General features: G+C 37.4%; 14 protein-coding genes and 2 pseudogenes. 9 read left to right on the forward strand and 7 right to left on the reverse strand.

Features of this window, described 5'->3' with window-relative positions:
• Window positions 1-25 precede the first annotated feature (25 nt).
• Both NSS97_RS06620 and NSS97_RS06625 read left to right on the forward strand, forming a co-directional pair.
• Entirely contained in the window at window positions 26-808 is a 783-nt protein-coding gene (locus NSS97_RS06620; RefSeq protein ID WP_044437831.1) for a zinc ribbon domain-containing protein, read from the forward strand.
• 19 nt (window positions 809-827) lie between these two features.
• A pseudogene (locus NSS97_RS06625) lies at window positions 828-923 on the forward strand (zinc-ribbon domain-containing protein); the annotation flags it as partial.
• A 103-nt stretch (window positions 924-1,026) separates the two neighbouring features.
• On the opposite strand, the gene NSS97_RS06630 reads toward NSS97_RS06625, so the two are convergent.
• Window positions 1,027-1,449, reverse strand: coding sequence for a hypothetical protein (locus NSS97_RS06630; RefSeq protein WP_044437833.1), 423 nt, complete (start codon window positions 1,447-1,449; stop codon window positions 1,027-1,029).
• A 200-nt stretch (window positions 1,450-1,649) separates the two neighbouring features.
• On the opposite strand from NSS97_RS06630, the gene NSS97_RS06635 reads away from it, so the two are divergent.
• Window positions 1,650-2,984 carry an FAD-dependent oxidoreductase gene (locus NSS97_RS06635; protein WP_107887003.1) on the forward strand — a complete coding sequence of 445 codons (1,335 nt, stop codon included), beginning with the start codon at window positions 1,650-1,652 and terminating at the stop codon, window positions 2,982-2,984.
• A gap of 157 nt (window positions 2,985-3,141) precedes the next feature.
• A complete protein-coding gene (locus tag NSS97_RS06640) occupies window positions 3,142-3,552 on the forward strand; it encodes a DUF3908 family protein (protein ID WP_002030461.1) in 411 nt (136 codons plus the stop codon).
• A gap of 31 nt (window positions 3,553-3,583) precedes the next feature.
• Here the strand turns inward: NSS97_RS06640 and NSS97_RS06645 are convergent, their stop codons facing one another.
• From NSS97_RS06645 to odhA, 6 genes are all read right to left on the reverse strand, one after another.
• Entirely contained in the window at window positions 3,584-4,174 is a 591-nt protein-coding gene (locus NSS97_RS06645; RefSeq protein ID WP_044437838.1) for a class I SAM-dependent methyltransferase, read from the reverse strand.
• Between the two features lie 92 nt (window positions 4,175-4,266).
• Window positions 4,267-5,829 (reverse strand): SagB family peptide dehydrogenase, encoded by a 1,563-nt coding sequence (locus NSS97_RS06650; RefSeq protein ID WP_107887001.1) that lies wholly within the window; start codon window positions 5,827-5,829, stop codon window positions 4,267-4,269.
• Between the two features lie 22 nt (window positions 5,830-5,851).
• Entirely contained in the window at window positions 5,852-7,801 is a 1,950-nt protein-coding gene (locus NSS97_RS06655) for a TOMM precursor leader peptide-binding protein (RefSeq protein WP_044437842.1), read from the reverse strand.
• On the reverse strand, window positions 7,798-9,717 hold the full coding sequence (locus NSS97_RS06660) for a putative thiazole-containing bacteriocin maturation protein (RefSeq protein ID WP_044437844.1): 1,920 nt from the start codon (window positions 9,715-9,717) through the stop codon (window positions 7,798-7,800). Before NSS97_RS06660 ends, NSS97_RS06655 begins: the two co-directional genes overlap by 4 nt.
• A 125-nt stretch (window positions 9,718-9,842) precedes the next feature.
• Window positions 9,843-11,099, reverse strand: a complete 1,257-nt coding sequence (gene odhB, locus NSS97_RS06665) for a 2-oxoglutarate dehydrogenase complex dihydrolipoyllysine-residue succinyltransferase (RefSeq protein ID WP_044437846.1) — start codon at window positions 11,097-11,099, stop codon at window positions 9,843-9,845.
• Between the two features lie 129 nt (window positions 11,100-11,228).
• Complete coding sequence (odhA, locus tag NSS97_RS06670; protein WP_002186381.1) at window positions 11,229-14,096, reverse strand: 2-oxoglutarate dehydrogenase E1 component; 2,868 nt, start codon at window positions 14,094-14,096, stop codon at window positions 11,229-11,231.
• Between the two features lie 826 nt (window positions 14,097-14,922).
• Between odhA and NSS97_RS06675 the strand changes: the two genes are divergently transcribed.
• The 5 genes and pseudogenes from NSS97_RS06675 (at window position 14,923) to NSS97_RS06695 (ending at window position 16,810) form a co-directional block, all read left to right on the forward strand.
• The gene (locus NSS97_RS06675; RefSeq protein WP_000428506.1) at window positions 14,923-15,132 is read left to right on the forward strand and encodes a helix-turn-helix transcriptional regulator; all 210 of its coding nucleotides are present in this window, start codon (window positions 14,923-14,925) and stop codon (window positions 15,130-15,132) included.
• Between the two features lie 2 nt (window positions 15,133-15,134).
• The gene (locus tag NSS97_RS06680; protein ID WP_044437847.1) at window positions 15,135-15,512 is read left to right on the forward strand and encodes a hypothetical protein; all 378 of its coding nucleotides are present in this window, start codon (window positions 15,135-15,137) and stop codon (window positions 15,510-15,512) included.
• Window positions 15,513-15,540: 28 nt separating this feature from the next.
• On the forward strand, window positions 15,541-15,723 hold the full coding sequence (locus NSS97_RS06685; RefSeq protein ID WP_002086895.1) for a DUF3976 domain-containing protein: 183 nt from the start codon (window positions 15,541-15,543) through the stop codon (window positions 15,721-15,723).
• Window positions 15,724-15,859: 136 nt separating this feature from the next.
• A pseudogene (locus NSS97_RS06690) lies at window positions 15,860-16,222 on the forward strand (hypothetical protein).
• A 42-nt stretch (window positions 16,223-16,264) separates the two neighbouring features.
• Entirely contained in the window at window positions 16,265-16,810 is a 546-nt protein-coding gene (locus NSS97_RS06695; RefSeq protein ID WP_107887000.1) for a hypothetical protein, read from the forward strand.
• Window positions 16,811-16,891: the final 81 nt, after the last annotated feature.

Here is a 16,891-nt window from a genome sequence, read left to right on the forward strand (position 1 = left end):
TATATGCTTAAGGAGGGATGAGAGAATGAAATGTCCGGCATGTAATACTGAAAATGCAGCGGAAGCAAGGTTTTGCGGAAATTGTGGACATTCGTTAACGGAAGAAGTGGTAGCGAGTGGTGGGCAGGAAGAAGGGCAGCTATCGCGCCCGGCACGAGTAAAGGAAACTCGTCCGAATGAAACGGTAGAGCAAGTGAAACAATTTGCAAGTGGCTATTTTCAGTTCTTTAAAAATGCTTTTAAATCACCATCGGCCATTATGGAAAGTGGAAATATTGAAGTGCGAAATGGAATTGTAAGTCTTGTGCTTATTTGCTTTTTAGGAGCATGTATTTTTTATAGAATGATGAGCGCAGCGGCGACTGTTACGAGGACATTAGTGCCAGATATAGCTACTCCTACTTTCTTTGGAGAATCTGTAATGGTCTTTTTCTTTTTATTAATTTTAACTTTATTTGTCGGATTTATTATTTTTGTAAGTGGTAAGATGATGAAATCATCTTTTTCTTTTCTTGAGGCATTCGGTATATGGGGGACGATAGCGACGCCAGCTATTGCTATACTAGTTCTTTCTTTTCTATTTAGTTTCCTATTGATCTTTTTTTTACCAATCTTATTAGGGCTGGCTACAACGTATATGGGAATTAGTATAATTGTAGCTATATTAAAACTAGACAACGGCGGAGTAGATCTTGTTTACACACTTATTATCGCAAATGTTTTAATCGGAATTGCAACGTTTATCGTGTTTTGGTCTTACATTAAAACGATAATCCAAACCTTTATCGGGGGATTAACAGGCTTCTAACGAAAAGGTGGTTGAATGGATGAATGTATGTACAAAATGCGGAGCTCAGTATGAAGATGGAGTGCAATTTTGCCAAAACTGCGGGATGAAGAGGGGGAATCCTGTAGTAAAGAAGCAGAAAGTGTTAACTAATATTGAATCTTATAATTTTGAACTGATCAAATCAAGAGAATAGAGTGCATGATAAAGGTACAGTGCATAACTGTACCCTTTTATGGTTATTTAGCTGGACCAGGATCCCTTGAGAAAAAGATATGAAAGAGGAATGTGACTTTGCTTGCTCCTCCTGATGTACTTGCTTGCACATCAGATAATGCACTAGATGTTAAAACACCTTCAGAACGAGGGGGTACGACTATTTTGAGAGTATCATCTTTTTCTGATGATGCAGTAACTGTTATTGTATCATCAGATAAGTTCAAAATTTTAACAGTACCGATTGGTAAGATGGACTTGCCAGCGTGTGATGCTGAAGCAAAGCGAGAGCCTTTCCAAATCGTTTGTGCGAAAGTCTCATCATTAGATAACCAAGCACGAGCGCTGTATAATGTTGCGTTAATAGAAAATTCTTGATCAAGTGGCATGGCGGCTTTCGGTTCTTGCGGTTCCTCTGGAGTTTGAGCGAGAAGGCCGGCGCACATGTATGTTTCACCTACTTTCAATAGTTGCTGTTATAGCATATTAAATATGTTGTTTATAAGACACGACACTTACCTATTAAAGCATAGGTAAGTGCACCAAATTTGAAGATGAAAGTCTCATTCTTTACAATGGAAGTAGGTGTTATTTCTAAAAAATATGGAAAACGTAAAGAGTATGTAAAAAAAGAAGGAGTGGTAAAGTGAACTATGTCATTATTGGTGGAGATGCAGCTGGTATGAGTGCAGCTATGCAAATTGTTAGAAACGATGAAAATGCAAATGTTGTAACATTAGAAAAAGGTGAAATTTATTCGTACGCTCAGTGTGGATTACCGTATGTGATTAGTGGTGTTATTGCTTCTACTGAAAAGTTAATTGCACGCGATGTAAAGACGTTTCGTGATAAATATGGAATTGATGCGAAAGTACGTCATGAAGTAACGAAAGTAGATACGGAAAAGAAAATGGTGTACGCAGAGCATACGGAGACGAAAGATGTTTTTGAATTTCCGTATGACCGTTTATTAATTGCGACTGGAGTGCGTCCTGTTATGCCAGAATGGGAAGGGCGAGATTTGCAAGGCGTTCATCTTTTAAAAACAATTCCGGATGCTGAGCGCATATTAAAAACGCTAGAAACGAATAAAGTTGAGGCTGTAACTATTATTGGCGGCGGTGCAATTGGTCTAGAGATGGCAGAAACATTTGTAGAACTAGGAAAGAAAGTAAGAATGATTGAGCGAAACAATCATATTGGCACAATTTATGATGCCGATATGGCGGAATATATACATAAAGAAGCAGATAAACATAATATTGAAATTTTAACAAATGAAAATGTAAAAGCGTTTAAAGGAAAAGAGAGAGTGGAACAAATTGAAACAGATAAAGGTACGTATAAAACAGATCTCGTTTTAGTATCTGTCGGTGTACAGTCAAATACTGATTTTCTTGAGGGGACAAATATACGTAAAAACCATAAAGGTGCAATTGAAGTAAATGCTTATATGCAAACGAATGTGAAAGACGTATACGCTGCTGGTGATTGTGCAACGCATTACCATGTTATAAAGGAAATGCATGATCATATCCCGCTTGGAACGACTGCGAATAAACAAGGGCGACTTGCCGGACTCAATATGGTTGATAAACGAAGGGCATTTAAAGGTACGTTAGGTACGGGCATTATTAAATTTATGAATCTGACGCTCGCAAGAACAGGCTTAAATGAAAAAGAAGCGAAAGGGCTAAACATCCCGTATAAGACGGTCAAAGTAGATTCAACAAATATGGCAGGCTATTACCCGAGTGCTTCGCCACTTCACTTGAAATTACTATATCACACCGATACGAAACAATTGTTAGGCGGACAAGTAATTGGAGAAGAGGGCGTAGATAAACGTATTGATGTTATCGCAATGGCACTTTTCAATAAAATGAGTATTCACGATTTAGAAGATGTCGACTTAAGTTACGCACCACCATATAACAGCGTTTGGGATCCAATTCAACAAGCAGCAAGGAGAGCGGAATAGCACTTTTTAAGTGCTATTTTTTTGTTAAAGGGGAATAAATAAAGTTTCACTTTATTTTGAATATACCGTTCACCCTTGAAAACATAGTACGTATCGCTTATATTGTCATATAGTATTTATTTTTTAACAAAGCAATGAACGAACCAGGGGGCACAGTATGGCAATTAACATGAATACAATCGAAGAATGGATTGCTGAATCAAATGCAAGAAACGAAGAAGACTTAGGAAACGTTGTTGAAGAGATGAAAGAAGTATGTGTCGGACTTGATAACGCGACATTAATTTATACGAAAAACGTATTTTGTTTCGGTAAGAAAGTAGAAGTATTCTTCTTCTTCCAAGATCACGTCGTTATCGGAGAAGAGAAGGAAGAGTATATTGAGATTGAAAAATTAAAGTATGATGACATTACAAATAGCAACTTAAAAACAAATGACAAAAATACAACGTTAGAACTAAAGTTTTCTAACGGGAAAGCTATTAATTTAGATAGTCTAAATGATAACTACGGTACGAAAAACTGGTTATTTGCAAGACAAATTAAGAGTATTTTTAAAGTAATCTAGTAAAAAAGCAGACCTTGAAAGGTCTGCTTTTTTACTTATTTCCTATTAAACAAAGGCACCCTCTTTCTTCGTAACATTTCACGCTTGTAAATCCCGTCTCATAAAAAAGGTTTACTAATTCTTCGGTCGTCTTAAATTTATCCATATGATATTGGATTTTGAAAGTTTCAGCGACTAGTAAAAAGGATCCATTCGGTTTTAAGACGCGAAATACTTCTTTCATATCATTCTCAACATCAGGCCAAAAGTAGTGGGTTTGAAAAGCGGTAATGAGATCAAAGAAGTCCGGATGATATGGAATAGAGGAGACGCTTGCTTGATGAATAATTACTTTCGCTGCTTTGACATCCTTCATATTTGCTTTCTTTGAGTTTTCAACAGCTTGATTGGAGTAGTCGATCCCGTATATTTTCCCAAGTGGAGTTCGTTTTGAAAGAGTCTGTATGGTTTTACCACCCCCACAACCAATATCTAAAATAATTGCATTTTCACGTATATGTATTTTTTGTAAAGCCCAATTTGTTAGTCTCGTATGCGCAGCATTCATAATGCAAAGCATAGAGGAACCAATTGTCCCGCGAGGATTTTTCGCTTGCTCGATTAATCTTTGTAAAATACTCAATTCAAACTCTCCTTTTATATAAGAATATGTATTTATTTCGCTTTTAATAATTTAACTCCTTTAAAAAAAGCACGCCATTAATCGGCGTGCTTCTAATTATGCAAGGACCCTTTTAGCCAATTTCGCGCTCGATACGCCCCAACCGGAATTTGAATGAGTGAAGTTTCATTTCCGGCATCAATCCCGTACAATTGATCGCATGAATTTGTATCAAAACTTAGTAACGGGTGCCCGCCCATCCCCATAGCGGTCGCAGCTAAAACGAGTTTATGAACGAGCATGCCAGCTTCCATTTGATGAATGCGATATCCTCTATAACCTAATTTATTTTTATAGTAATCTTTATTTCCGACTACATGTAGACAAAGTGGTACTTGAAAAAGGTTTACGTTATCCATCGTCATACTGGATTGCAGAGAATAACGAAGATCTCCGTACCGAATTGGCTGTATGGAATGTGTCCTACTGTTATAAGCGTAAGCGCCGTTTTCTATGTCTTTTACGTTATAAAAACATCCATATAGTGAGACTCGTGCGTTTTCATTTACATACTTGCCATCAAGGTCGTTGTAATAAGGGAAGGAGAGGCTCGCTGCTTGTAGTAGAGTAGCAAGCTCGGCTGCATCCCATTTCGTTAAAATGAAGTCAGAATCAGGTGAATATCGTTTTTTACAAAGTTGTAAGAAATCATATGATAAACGTTCCACTTTAGGTAGCTGCATAGCGTGTGTACTATATTGTTGTCGTTCTTCACAGGTAAATGTTTGGAAGTGTTCTGTCGATTCAATCATAGATGCCGCGGTTATTTTTTTTATCATCGGATAGTCATCTACATGTTTTGAACGAACGAAATGCTCATGTGTTAACGGCGGGATTTGTTGCAACAAGTCATGAGAAGTAACGGTTTTATTTTTACGATGATCATCATGAAACCAATCTGTATTCGGTTCTGTACTTAAAGGAATAACAGCATACACACTTTCTTCACCTTCTGACAGTCCAAGTAAATGATTCATTGCCCGATCTAGAAACTGAAAATACACACCATTTGTATAACCAAATTGTTTTGCGCATTCAAGTAATTGACCGATGAGAACACCGCTATCTAATCCTTGAAGACGATACGAAAAGTTATTGTATTTAAAGAAGTTTTTCCAAAACATAGTGGATACAAATGCAGCACCAAAACAAGAATGTATGTTACAACGATTGCCGAGTGCTTCTGTAAGATAAGAATCGAAATTTCCTTCGCGAAGTAAGATAAGACGGTGATGCGCGGCGTCGTAATGGTAAATGCCGTCTGGATAATGATCAATTTTTAAATACATATATAATTCATTCGGATATAAAGCACCCCCAGAAGGGATGAATCTTCGAAATAGAGTCGTTGTTTTATTATTTTCTAGGTTAGTAGTAGGCTGACATAATTGTGTTAAACCAAATGAGTACCAAAGATAATGACCGATTTCCTCTAAGTTAGGTTTAGTAGAAGAATTCCGCAAAGTTAATGGGATTTCTAAAGAGAGAGGGATTACTGGTAAATTTCGATATAATTTATAAGGAAGTGGTGCGTCTTCCCAGTCAATCTCTTTATCGGACGACATAATTTCATTAATAGAAAAATGGAGATGATGTAAAAAAGTATCAGGTTGCATCAAATTTCCCCCTCACTATGAATTATGGAAACGGATGCGGATGTGGATTTAAACTTTCATTCGTTAAAGGCTCAGCCCAATATCCAAGTGTCATCGGTACGGTATACACTCTATCCAGTCCTGTAACCCGAGTGAGATGGTGACCGAACGTCATCGGTAACATGCCTGGAATAATTACTTTTACACAATGTAAGCCGTTCTTTTCTATAAGGGGGACCGTTTGATCTACAACAATTACTTCAAGTCCAGATTGATGTAACCTGTTTAAAAGTTGATGAAGATCAGATGTTAAATCCATATCAAATGATTGTAATGCATTCATTTCTTGGAACGTTTGCACTGGAGCATCATCACGTAAAAGGAAGTGAAGACGCTCTTCAGCTTCTTTCAATCCGTACAGCATACTATGATCTTCCATTTGCGAAACAAGATAGGGATCTTGTAAACAGTGTTCATATTTCTCTCTTTTTTGTTCAAGCTCTTCATCTGTTATAAGTAACATGCCTGCTATTTCGTGAATTGCATTTTTTACAGCTCGAATTGGTTCCATATGTGCGCCGCCAGCACAGACGAGATTCATACCATCTTGCCTTGTATTTTTCGCAATGACCCATATGCTCGGAATACCATGTTCCATCGTCGCGTTGAAAACGTATAATTCATATCCAGTAATTGTGCGTAAGCGTTCCAACATTAGTTGCAATTCAGTATCATTGGCTGAACTAAGATCGAGACGGGGAAGAGGTAATTCGGCATACCAAGTGAGCAAAAAGGCGTCACGCTCTACAATTTCTAAAATGCCGTGAAAAATTGCTTCTTCTAAACTACCACCAATTGCACATCCATTTGATGTTTCATACACGAAAGCATCTCTATGACCAAGGCTATAATAAGCGATTGATTCTGGAACTAGAAGTGGTCGGTTTTGTAATAAAGAATATCCCCATACCCAGTTTTGCTCATAATCAGGATCAAACGGCTTAAATGGAAAACTATCACGATTGTAATGTTCATTTGTATGCACACCAAGTGTGAGGGGATTCAGTGCAATATCTTCTAGCTCACGAAAACTGCCATGTACATTTGTTTTTTTTCCACGAGGCGACATACCGCAATAGCGTTCTAAACCTTCTAAAATAGCGGTTGCTTCACTAAGTGAAAATGAATGAGTCCGGCCCGCGACACCTTCATTTCCAAACAGTAACGGCATGTTTATAATGACATCAGCAAACGGTAATAGAGAATGTTGCATTTTACCGTTTAAAATACCAGTCCGGTAATCTAAATAGTCTCTCGTTAAAAATGTGTTTAGCTCATGAATGGAACGACAGCGATACGTTTCAGTACTCGTTTTCAAACTTGGTTGTAAAGAAATTTGCGCTGCATCTGCTGTATCGTCAGGCAAATTGCTGCATACCGGACAGAGAGGGTCTGGAAGAAACGAATTCCGGGTACATTGTAACGTTTGTAAGTCCAGTAAAATGAGTTCGTTTTCTAAAGAAGAATATCCATGAGCTAATATTTTCTCTGTTTCAGCATGAATGAGCTGGCACATTTGTAACATTCCATTTTGGGTGGCGCGTACATCACGCCTCGTCACGTTCTCTGCTTTTAATGCATATTTTCGTTGTAGTTCCCACATTTCTTTTTGATCAAAGCCAGCTATAAACCGGCGTCCATCAGCGCAGTGGGAACATCCAGTTGTAAGAGGCTTCACGTAAGGACCGATAATACCTTCACCAAACGAAGTAAACGCGCGAAGCCACGGAATATTATTTGAGCGAAAGATAAGCTCAGCATCACGATGTACGGAAGAAGGAGACCCGTCATGTAAGACGAGAGCAAGATGAATGTTTTCAGGGAGAGCTTCTGTAATTGTATGCTGGCGGATGAGTGAATATTGCTTGCACAATTGCTCATGTACATAGTCTGTGAGTAGGCCATCTCCTATAAGTAGTATGTTTTGAGTCATTGGTCATCCTCCTTTGCAATTAATACCCCATATACACCGTCTAAGTTGTCTCTTAAAAATGACTCAATAGCTAAATCAAAAACGAATGGATACAAGTTGTTTTCCGTTAAATTTTGCAAAGCAACTTGTAAAGACTGTACGCCTGGAATTTCTTCCTCTTCTTGTATTGCTACTCTAACAGGATCCGTACTATATAAAACAATGGATGATTCCGGTAACATATTAGCTTTATAAGGAATCTCTTCATTTTGAATATGAAGGAGTGCTTGTTGCAGAGCATTTCTTAATGCGAGTGTTATATTAATATTTGCCGCACCATACCATCTATCATTAATACCGATCCAAACGACAGGAAAACCAAGTAACTCCTCACTCATTCCTACTTTAGGTATTTCATGAATTGTAGAGAGAGCATCGTAGTAAAACCTACAATGTTTATCATGAATTTCGGTTAAATAAAGCTCTGTAATCTCTTCTAGCATATGTGATTGGCGTTCATATAACTTATTATTTAAATGTTTTTGGAGTGCTCGGTATACACCTTCTGTCATCGTTTCCCCAGCACCAATACCGATATCAGTATGTTCGGGGATAAGACGATGAATCATTTCAGCTACATATGTTTCAACGCCTGTTAAACCAGCTTCGCGGCGTGCTTCATTATGAGTTAATCCACCGCAAGTTATAGTAGGAAGGGGAGAGGTAGGTCCGTCTGATAATGGATTTGCAACTTGAATATTGCACTGTGATAAAGGCAATTGGTATAAATCTTGTTCATCCCACATGTGGAATATGCCAGCTTCTTTAGAAGTTAACGCATCAAAAAAACGAAAAAGTTCAGTTGAAGTATATTGTCCGGAACGTTGGGCAAGGTTTTCTTGAAGATTTTGCACCGTATCAATTGTAAAGGTTTCATCGGTTGCGAGAAGATGTTTTATGAAAGGGTGCCACTTTCCTTCAAGTGTTTCCAAGTTTAATAAAAAGAATTGAGGATTATGCTGCCTATGTGAATCTTCAGCGACATGTTTAAATAACTCAAAAACGATAACATTTGCTAACATTGCAGATGCAATTGGTGAGAAAGGTTCAGGTGGATTTTCACTTTGTAAAGTAGTTTCGTGTAGACGATGCCAAGCTGATTCCCAGCATTCTTCACGGTCTGCGGTTACGACGGGTCCAGCTAAACCAATTCTTGATAAGCAAATAGCTGGTATGAAATTTTTCTTAAACTCTCTACAAATAGTATGGATTGCTCTTAAACTTTCAATATCTCCATTTTGGGAAACGTATAAAATCCAGTCGAAAGGCTCGAATACTTCATGTAAAGGGCGATCAATTGTAATATCTATTTCTTGAATGAGTACATTGTCATCATTTGCATATGCACGTTCGCTTAATTCATGAATTCGATTGTAGTTTGTTTCAGCACGATCTGTAACAAGATAATGAAATGTAGGTAAACCAGATTCTAATAAAGAAGAAACTAGGGAAGTAAGCATATCGCCAGAACCAATTATAAGCACATTTGCTGCGCGGTACGTTTCGAATTTTAAAGCGCCTGAATGGGAATCAGCTTCTAAAAACTCAATTTGCGAAGCATATCTGTCGAGTAATGCACTGTTTAATTCGTGGGGAGCATCTTGGCTTACATCACGAACGAAACCATTTTCATATAAAATCTCTCCAATTTCAAATACACGATTTTGATAGGGGAGAGGGAGACCATCGGTTATTTCTGTCAAAGAATGATTACCGTTAAACATAGGCATTAATTTCTCAATCCAGTCATAAATTCCATCACCATCCATACGGAATGAACTGGAGTTATTTCGAAAGTAAACACCCCCGTTTGAATCGGGGAGGAAGAAAGTATCCTTATTTGCTTTAAGTTTTGCATGAACTGGAAGGTTATTCATGTTTATCCCCCTTACGTTTTAGGCATACATTATTAGTCTATGTAGTGTGATTTGTCCCATATGAACATAATGAAAAAAGGCTGTAGAATGATTCATTCTACAGCCTTTAATAGATTAATAATCTATCAACCTTCTAATAATAATGATTTTGGATCTTCAAGCATATCTTTAACAGCAACAAGGAAGCTAACTGCTTCTTTACCATCAACAATACGGTGATCGTAAGATAGTGCAAGGTACATCATTGGACGGTTTTCCATACGCTCGTTATCGATCGCAACTGGACGTACTTGGATTTTATGCATCCCTAAAATACCTACTTGTGGACTATTTAGGATTGGTGTCGACATTAGAGAACCGAACACGCCACCGTTTGTAATTGTAAATGTACCACCTTGTAGCTCTTTTAATGAAAGTTTATTATCGCGTGCTTTCAGACCTAAATTACGAATCTCGCTTTCAATTTCAGCGAAGTTCAATTGGTTAGCATCGCGTACAACTGGAACAACTAATCCATCTGGAGCTGCTACTGCAATACCGATATCATAGAATTTTTTAATGATAAGCTCATCGCCTTGAATTTCAGCATTTAATAATGGGAACTGTTTTAATGCTGCAACAACTGCTTTTGTGAAGAATGACATAAAGCCAAGACGTACATCATGTTTTTTCTCGAAAGCATCTTTGCGTTCTTTACGTAATTCCATGATTGCACTCATATCAACTTCGTTAAATGTAGTTAACATTGCAGATGTTTGTTGAACTTCTACAAGACGTTTTGCAATTGTTTGACGGCGGCGGGACATTTTCACACGCTCAACTGGTTTTTCAAATTCAGTTTTTGCAACTGGAGCCGGACTTTGTTTTGGAGCAGCTGGTGCTTCTTTTGGCGCTGCAGCGTGAGCTTGTACATCATGTGGTCTCACACGTCCAAGTGGATCTGTGCTACGTACTTCGTTTAAATCGATTCCTAATTCACGAGCCATTTTGCGAGCAGCTGGTGATGCGATAGGACGATTTGTATTTGGTAAACCTTGCAACGCTTTATTTTGTTCAGCACTTGGAGCTGCTGCTTTCGGTGCTTCAGTAGTTTCTTGTTTTGGTTGCTCATTAGCCGGAGCAGGTGTGCTTACTTCAACCGCTGCGCCGTTTGCATCTAAAATTGCGATAGTAGCACCAACTTCAACTGTATCTCCAGGTTCGCCTAGTAACTTCGATACAATACCTGAATCCTCTGCAATGATTTCTACATTGACTTTGTCAGTCTCAAGCTCAACAACGCTGCCACCTTTCTCAACTTTGTCGCCTACGTTGATAAGCCATTGTGAAATAGTTCCTTCTGAAATAGATTCTGCAAGCTCAGGTACTTTAATTTCGATCATTTTAAATGTCCTCCCCTTATTTGCCTAACGGTGTGTTTTATCTTCTTTAATCTTCGGTAATCTCCATTTGTTAGCCTGGCTGTGGCAGACTATCTGCCACAGCCAAGCCTGAAAAACTCATTGTTACTTTCAGTTGCTGAAAACTTCAATTTCTTGTTTATCTTGACGGAAGTTGTACTTCACATCTAAAGCGTGTGCAACGATTAATTCTTGCTCAGCTTTGTGAGCGAATGGATCGCCACCAGATGGGCTAGAACGATCCGGGCGTCCAATGTAACCTGTTTTCACTTTATCCCCAGCTAGTTCGAACAGAATTGGAGCCATGTAATGCCATGCGCCCATATTACGAGGTTCTTCTTGAACCCAAATGATTTCTTCTAAGTTTTTAAAGCGTTTAATAATAGATTGAACTTTTTCAGCAGGGAATGGGTACAACTGCTCGATACGAACCATATGAACTTCATCTAGGCTGTACTCATGCTTACCACTTTCGATTTCTGCTGCTAAGTCAATTGCCATTTTACCTGTACTTAAAACAAGACGTTTTACTTTGTTTGGTTTCGCACCAAGGTTTTCTTGTTCTAAAGCAGGTTGGAAACGTCCTTCGCTTAACTGACTAGCAGTTGAAAGCGTAAGTGGATGACGTAATAAACTCTTTGGTGTCATAAGCACTAACGGTCGAACAGCTTCTGTTCCTAAGATAGATGCTTGACGGCGCAAGATATGGAAGTATTGTGCCGCGCTCGTTAAGTTTGCAACTGTCCAGTTGTTCTCAGCAGCTAATTGTAAGAAACGCTCTGGACGTGCACTAGAGTGTTCTGGCCCTTGACCTTCATAACCGTGTGGTAATAGAAGAACTAAACCAGATTTTTGACCCCATTTTGCTCTTCCTGCTGAAACATATTGATCAAATAATGCTTGCGCAGTATTTGAGAAGTCACCGTATTGAGCTTCCCACATCACAAGAGTTTCTGGAGCAAATACGTTGTAACCATATTCGTAACCAACAACAGCAGCTTCTGATAACGGACTGTTATGAACAGAGAATGATGCGTTAATGTTCGGTAAACGGTGTAATGGTGAATATGTTTCGTTTGTATCAGTATCGTGTAATACGATATGACGGTGCGCGAATGTACCACGCTGTGAATCTTGACCAGTTAAACGAATTGGCGTACCTTCTTGCAAAATAGAAGCGAATGCTAACGATTCAGCAAGTGCCCATTCAATTTTACCGTTCTCTTCAAGAGCATCTTTACGGCGCTCAAGAATTTTCTTCACTTTTGGATATACGTTAAAGCCTTCAGGCCAAGATAATAGTCCTTCATTAATTGCACGAAGTGATTCAATTGAAACACCAGTGTCAATCGGTTGAATTCCTTTTGCAACAACCTCTGGAACTTTAACGTGAATTGTTGCAGCACTCGTATCAGCTGGTGGCACTTGTGCGTATTCAGCCTTTAATTCCTCTTGTATAAACTGAGTAATTGTTTCAACCTCATCTGCATTCAGAACGCCAGCAGATTGTAATTGATCTGCATAAATTGCTCTTACAGTTGGGTGATTTTTAATTTTTTTGTACACTTGTGGTTGCGTAACTGCTGGATCATCCATTTCGTTATGACCATATCGGCGGTAACCGATTAAATCGATTAAGAAGTCCTTTTTGAACAGCGTACGATATTGGATCGCAAGGTTTGCAGCAGCAAGACAAGCCTCCGGATCATCAGCATTTACGTGAACAATCGGAATATCGAAACCTTTTGCAAGGTCGCTTGAATATTTAGTAGAACGAGAATCATAGCTATCAGTCGTAAAGCCGACTGCATTATTTGCGATAACATGGATCGTTCCGCCAGTTTGGTATGCATTCAATCTACTTAAGTTGAGTGTCTCAGACACAACACCTTGACCAGGGAATGCAGCATCACCATGAACTAAAATTACGAATGATTTTGTAGTATCTTGTTCTGGAAGACCAGATTTTTTACGATTCTCTTGAGCTGCGCGTGCGAAACCTTCAACAACAGGGTTAACGAACTCAAGATGACTCGGGTTATTTGCTAATGTAACACGAGTGCTAACTTCTTCATTACCAACGACTTGTTCTCTACCTAAATGGTATTTCACGTCGCCAGTCCAGCCAGCATTTGCCACTGCACCTTCTATTTTTGCATGTTTGAATTCTGCAAACATGTGATTATATGGCTTTTCTAATACGTGAGCGAGTACGCTTAGACGACCGCGGTGAGCCATACCAATCATGACATCTTCTACGCCGCCTTTAGCACCTTCAGAAACAATTTCATCTAGTACAGGTACAAGCATATCAACGCCCTCTATTGAGAAACGTTTTTGACCAACGAATGTTTTATGCAAGAATTGCTCGAAACCTTCAACAGCAGCTAAACGTTTTAAAAGAGCAGTTCGTTTTTTATTTGATAATGGTTGACGCAATGAATTTGATTCCACCATTTGATGCAACCACGCGCGTTCTTCACTATCTTGTATATGTGAAAATTCATAAGCTAAAGATTTTGTATAAACGTCTTTTAATCTATGAATTACATCAAGTGCAGTGTGAATACCCTCTGGTGCATCTTGCCATACTGTTTTTGCTGGAATCGCTTTCAAGTCAGCATCGCTCAGTTCGTTCATTGTTTTCTCGATAAGAGATTGGCCGTTTGCAGCATCTTCCATCGGATTAATGTGAGCCAATGTATGCCCGAAAGAACGGATCTGTTCAACAAGTTGAACGACTTTAAGAATCTTTTCAATGTTCCCTGTGTTTTGAGGAGAAAAATGTGTTGCTGTGTTGTCCCCTGTTACGACATCATCTTGAAACGAAGGAGCTCCAAAAATTTCAAAAAGCTCTTGTAATTCCGGATCAACAGAACCTGCTCCAGTTACGTAAAGATCATACTGTTCAATAACATAACCAAGGTTCGGACCATGGAACTTGGCCCAAGGGTTTGTCGTTGTATTCTTCCTCGTCATTTGTTTAAACCTCCCAATGCATATAATCCTTTTTCCATACAAAAAGGTGCATTTTGCTCTTTTCAATAATTGATGAACCAATAATCAATGTAAATGTTTTTCTTTACTCTTATGTTATTACAATAATTTACATAATACCAAACACTATTACTTATCTGTTTTGTAAAAAAACATTCACAATAACTTATCACCCAAGTTAATCTTTCATGTTATAAAGTAATTTCACGGGAAAACGGGGTGGATATATTTGGTATACCTACATTAATACCTATAATTGTTGCATTTAAATATAAGTATAACTATCAGAATGTTTCGATAAAGTTTAGTTCGAATTATGTATATTGGAATAATAAGCGCTTTCATTGATATTATACAACAATATAACGGAATATAGTATAAAAAATAAAAAATTATGAATTTACCATAAACTTTATCTCGATAGTGTTAAATATCGAAAGGAAAATGAAGGATTTCTACAAAAAAAGTGGCTATACATAAAAAATGCTTCATAAACCGTTAGTTTCTATAAATATGGCGAAAAACAACGTAAAAACAATAGCGCATTTCACCCGATAAAGAGCAGAATGAAACATTTTAAAAGGATAAAACAAATATGGAGATATTAAATTTTCATAAAAACGGAGAGGAGATATAGTAACGGCTATATACATTGTTCCATGTTTCATTTCAAAATAGACGTGCTGAATTTGAAAAAGTTTCTTCTATATAAATAGAATGAAAAATAGACGAAATGAATGTAAAGGAAACTTGACGTAAAGTTTACTTTACATATATACTCGGTATAAGGAAGGAGGGAGAAATTTCCTTGGAAAATAAAATGGTTGAATACCGAAAAAAATTTGGACTATCTCAAGAAAAATTGGCTGAGAAACTTGGAGTTTCCAGACAAACCATCATTTCAATTGAAAAGGGAAAATATGATCCATCACTTCCGTTAGCATTTGAAATAGCAAAAACATTTCAGACAACGATAGAACATGTATTTATTTATGAAGGAAAGGAAGAGGGGGAATAAAGATGAACTATTCACAAAAGTACTTCGTTATGATGGGAATTATTTTTCTATTTATGAGTGGATTTATGATATTAACAGGTATAATGACGCATTCTGCACCACCGGCTCCAACGTATACATTGCTTGGGATGATGATTATGAGTTTCTGCCTAAGTTACTTGCACCCACAATTTAAAGAAAAAGACGAGCGAATGAAGCTTATTCGTTATAAAGGGATGTTCGTGACCTTTTTTGCACTAACCGCATATTATCTTCTTTTCTCTATCGGCTTAAACTTAAAAATACTTACACTATCTGCTACTGAACTATTGAACATACTTATGGCACTCACGATGAGTACAGTTTTTATATCGTTTGTTGTTTTATCGAAAAGATATTAAGATGTAAAAGAGAAAGGAAGATTAACATATGCAAATGATGTATGCTTTTGGCATGGGCCTTGTATTATTTTTAGCCGTATTCTTATTTATTCGTAAAGACGTTCAAGGCGGGACGTTAACGAAAAGAGGATTTTATAAAATGATCGGCTGTTTAGTTGTTATGTTTATAGCGATTATCGTAATGATCGTTTTAATAAATCAGTCATTATAGAACTTAAAAACGGAACCTTACTTTATAGTAAGGTTTTTCTATTTGAAATTAATACTAAAAAACACCATAAAAACTAGTTGGTGACTATATTTCCTATTATATAATCCAATAAAATGATAGATAAGGAGAATAGTATATGAACAAAAAAGCTATCTTCTTTTTATTAACATGTCTACTACTGATAGCTAGTATTACTTATATAATATGTAACAAACGAGAACATGTACCACCTATATTAGTATGGGAGGGCTAGGAATACTACGTTACAAATGAACCTGCAAAAGCAGAAGAAGTTGGGCAAAAACTTGGCGAAGTGACGAAGAAAATTGAAACAAGCAAAAAGCCTACTAACAATAGCGAATCTAATACATTAAAAGAAAAAACAGAAGTATTCACAATGATTGAGGAAGAAAAAAATGCTCATTCGCCATTAATCATAAAGGAACCTTATGGTGACGAATATAGAATAGTAAGGCTGATGTTAAAGCAAGTATTATAATATAAATGAAGAAACAAATTTTTAATAGGGAGTAGTGGCGTTATGAGATGGAAAGTAGGGATTTTTGAAAAAATAGAAACAAACCATTCATCTATTGAGCAACTTATAAACACATTTAAGAAACAAAACTTAAATGGTGGAGCAGTAATAAGCTGTTTTAAAGTACATAACGAAAATTTTTCCAAAGAAATACCTTATGAAATAGATAGATACGAGCACTTTTTCAAAAAAGTCTTCAACTCTTTAGATATAATCAATAACTTAGAGGAATTAAAAATACATACATCAAAAAAATATAAGTTTCAATTTAAATATAATAGTGCGGTAATACTTGATGGGAGTATTGCATTTCAAATTATAAGAAGCGGAGCATATAAATATTTTCCAGAGAGAATGGTAGTTGCGAAGCAATTAGCGAGCGATGTATGCCAATACATGTTCCAAGATCGTTATGAGGATATTATAGTGTTCGAAAGTCAAAGCCCTTGGACGGACTGGTTTTACGATGTTGCATGGGATAATACTTGGATGGTGTTAGATAGTAAGGGGCATAAAATGTGGTTAATTTGCGCTACGGATACGGATTGATAGAAGAGGGAGCTTTGTAGAAATGCTACAAGGCCCTTTATCTTCTGGGAATGAATAGAAAACGAATCATATAAATGCTAT

It is taken from the genome of Bacillus sp. FSL R12-0074 (assembly GCF_038005725.1).
Classification (GTDB): Bacteria; Bacillota; Bacilli; order Bacillales; family Bacillaceae_G; genus Bacillus_A; species Bacillus_A mycoides.

Bases quoted from the DNA above. Each gene is read 5' to 3' on its own strand.
- NSS97_RS06695 (WP_107887000.1), top strand. From the start codon at position 16,265: ATGAGATGGAAAGTAGGGATTTTTGAAAAAATAGAAACAAACCATTCA.
- NSS97_RS06660 (WP_044437844.1), bottom strand. From the start codon at position 9,717: ATGAATAACCTTCCAGTTCATGCAAAACTTAAAGCAAATAAGGATACT.
- NSS97_RS06630 (WP_044437833.1), bottom strand. From the start codon at position 1,449: ATGTGCGCCGGCCTTCTCGCTCAAACTCCAGAGGAACCGCAAGAACCG.
- odhB (WP_044437846.1), bottom strand. From the start codon at position 11,099: ATGATCGAAATTAAAGTACCTGAGCTTGCAGAATCTATTTCAGAAGGA.
- NSS97_RS06620 (WP_044437831.1), top strand. From the start codon at position 26: ATGAAATGTCCGGCATGTAATACTGAAAATGCAGCGGAAGCAAGGTTT.
- NSS97_RS06655 (WP_044437842.1), bottom strand. From the start codon at position 7,801: ATGACTCAAAACATACTACTTATAGGAGATGGCCTACTCACAGACTAT.
- odhA (WP_002186381.1), bottom strand. From the start codon at position 14,096: ATGACGAGGAAGAATACAACGACAAACCCTTGGGCCAAGTTCCATGGT.
- NSS97_RS06650 (WP_107887001.1), bottom strand. From the start codon at position 5,829: ATGCAACCTGATACTTTTTTACATCATCTCCATTTTTCTATTAATGAA.
- NSS97_RS06640 (WP_002030461.1), top strand. From the start codon at position 3,142: ATGGCAATTAACATGAATACAATCGAAGAATGGATTGCTGAATCAAAT.
- NSS97_RS06685 (WP_002086895.1), top strand. From the start codon at position 15,541: ATGCAAATGATGTATGCTTTTGGCATGGGCCTTGTATTATTTTTAGCC.
- NSS97_RS06680 (WP_044437847.1), top strand. From the start codon at position 15,135: ATGAACTATTCACAAAAGTACTTCGTTATGATGGGAATTATTTTTCTA.